General features: G+C 51.8%; 1 protein-coding gene and 1 pseudogene. Both read right to left on the bottom strand.

Translation table 11 applies throughout. From position 1 onward, the window contains the following. Nucleotides 1–1057: hypothetical protein (locus AB4Y32_RS40215; protein WP_368726547.1), on the bottom strand; the 1057-nt coding region annotated here is incomplete at its 3' end. A gap of 22 nt (nt 1058–1079) precedes the next feature. Next, nucleotides 1080–2565, bottom strand: a pseudogene (locus tag AB4Y32_RS40210) (hypothetical protein); the annotation flags it as partial.

Raw genomic sequence — 2565 nt, 5'->3', positions numbered from 1 at the left:
GACGCACGGCGCGATACAGGCCATCTTCCGCGAACGTTTCGCCTGGCCCGACAGGCTGAAGCAACATGCTCGTGCGATGTGTCGCTTCCCATTCTTCACGTTCTTTTGGCGTTGACGGGTAGTCGCGATCCATTTTGATAATCGTTCTACCGTCCGTCCCTGAGTAGAAGTCAACGTGAGCGCGCCGTTTTTCTCGACCTTCCATCCAGTCGATGTATAACCAAGCATCCAAGGAGAATGCATAATCACCAGCCTTGGACTGGTCTTTCGGCTTCGCCCGAAAAGCGAAATCACGGAAGCCGCCTCCCTCCAGTATCACAACCTCGTCCTTGAACTCTGCCTTGTTTTCCAAAGGCTGACCTGCCAAGTCGAATTCCCAGCCACCGTATCCCGAATGGTCAAGGTTGACCGCTCCGACTGAAAGCGTTTCCTCGCGGGATTTTCCCGACCAAATATCAGGCCGTCTGAATGAAAGAGCCTCCTTTCCACAGTTAATGATTCTGACTGTGACAATAAAGTCGTTGCCTTGCTTTTCTACCTTAAGGACTGACGCGTTGATCCATATTTTCTTGCGCCCCGATCGCACAAGGTCTGCATGTACAAGGCCAGCGTTTTTCGTTGCTTTTTTGAAAAGTTCCTCGGGCAACAGTGCAATGTGCCCTTTTCTCTCCTGCACCTCGCCGTTGACGTTACATGATGCAGAAAAGATCGCTGGCGCATCGGTTGGCGTGACCTCAAGCCCTCGACCCGCTTGACTATTTGGATCACAAAGTGCTTGCCTCACTTCCTCGGCAGCCTTTCTGTCGTATAGATCGCCACTGCCCTCTAGAATACCTGCGCCGTGGGCGTTTTCGTTGTTTGCAGTGTCGAACAACGTCAGCCTTGCCAATCCTGATTCATCAACCGAAACGACGTAATCGCCAGCCCGCCAATCACCACCCCAAAAAAGCGACCACTGCTTCGGCTGCTGCCCGTTTGCAGTATTTCCAGAGGCCATAACATTAACTCCAAGGAATGGCGACAGCAAAACAAAATATAGAAAGAATATCTCTTTCATGGTCGGCGCACATTAATATGAATCATTTTCCTTGAATCCCAATACGCCATTTTTTATTGGTGTATTGGGTCATCCAACGACGCAGATATTCCATGTAATAAGGTGGAATCGTAGGCTTTACGCCACTCGCCACTTTTGTTCTTGCGCCGTGCCCCATCAGATTGATTTGTGAATCTATTTGCCACGTGCTTGCACCAGCCAATAGATGCCCCTTGGCAAACTGAAGTTGTTGCTCGACAACATACTGTTCATGTACGGCACCCGCCGCAGAATAGTATTCGTCAGGAAGATTAAACAGATGACCGCACTCGTGGGCCGCAGTGTAGTCAGCCCCGAATGCAACATAACCTCCCTTTTTTAGGTCAAATCGCGCCCCGACTTCCCCCCAATTGGCGGAGTCATCTCTCGACGCATACGGATACAGATTGATGACCTTATTACACTCCGCCGTCTGAGGATCGGCCTGAGATTTGAGAACAACAAATGCAACCTTGAACTTGACTGAAATTCGGCAGCCGCAAGCCGCTCCTTTTGAGCAACCGTCGAGAATAAGTTTGTAGGAATTTTGATTTAATGTTTCAGCGATCGTTGAAGATTTTGCTAAAAAATCATAATCCGTCTTATCGCGACCGACAGTCCGAAAGCCAGGCAGGTTTGGATCATTTTTCGAATTTGCGCCGTTTGCGGTACTATCATACGGGACGCTTTTGTTCGAACCATTTGGTAGTTTTTTCGGCTCACTTGTTGCCGGATCAATTTCATAAAGGTCTTTCAGGAAAACGCCAACCTTTACAGAAGCTGTTAGCGTTTTCATCTGATCATCGTACTCAACGTTGAATTTCGTCGGATAGGCGCTCCCATCCGAGCCCATCAACACCCAATCCCCGTTTGGCTTGAGGTAGTGCGTATGCTCATCCTCCCAGGGGAAATAAGGTGCGATTTCCATCCGATGTTGATAGACAAGATCAAAATCAGGCATAGCCCAATTGCAAGGTGACGGATTCGCAAGCTGAATTGGATCGGTCACATAGTTATTGCCGTCCTTACCGTCACTGTCAGACGGAAGTTTGATATCTTTGGGCGCATTTGCTGGATCGTTTTCGTGTACATGTATCGTGCTCCGGTCAAAGAGGCGCGAAAAGAAACCACCGGCCGAGGATGACGATTCAGTATCGGCGTCGGTCGCGGCGTCTTGCTGCCCCCCCGGCGCTTGAGGTGCTGCTGTAGCCGCGCCCTCAGGGGCCGGCGCCGGTGCTGGAGGCGCCGACTGAACTGCTCCCGAGTTCGCCGTGCCTTGCGGCCACTGCGTCGCTTCTGGTGCTGGTGCCACTGCTGGCGGCGGAACAGAGTTGAGATTGGTGCGCCACACTTCGCAATCAGTCTTGAACGGTACGAACTTCGGTGCAAAGGCGGCACCGCCCAGGTCCAGCTGTGTGGGACCGGTCTTCGACAGGCCAGCACTCCTGAGACGGATCGCGCCTCGCGTGCCCAGCTCGATCCCGTCCGGC

The sequence above is a fragment of the Paraburkholderia phymatum genome (assembly GCF_040965635.1).
Taxonomy (GTDB): Bacteria; Pseudomonadota; Gammaproteobacteria; order Burkholderiales; family Burkholderiaceae; genus Paraburkholderia; species Paraburkholderia phymatum_B.
Note: the sequence above shows the minus strand (reverse complement) of the source record. Positions and strands in the feature narration are given on the sequence as shown.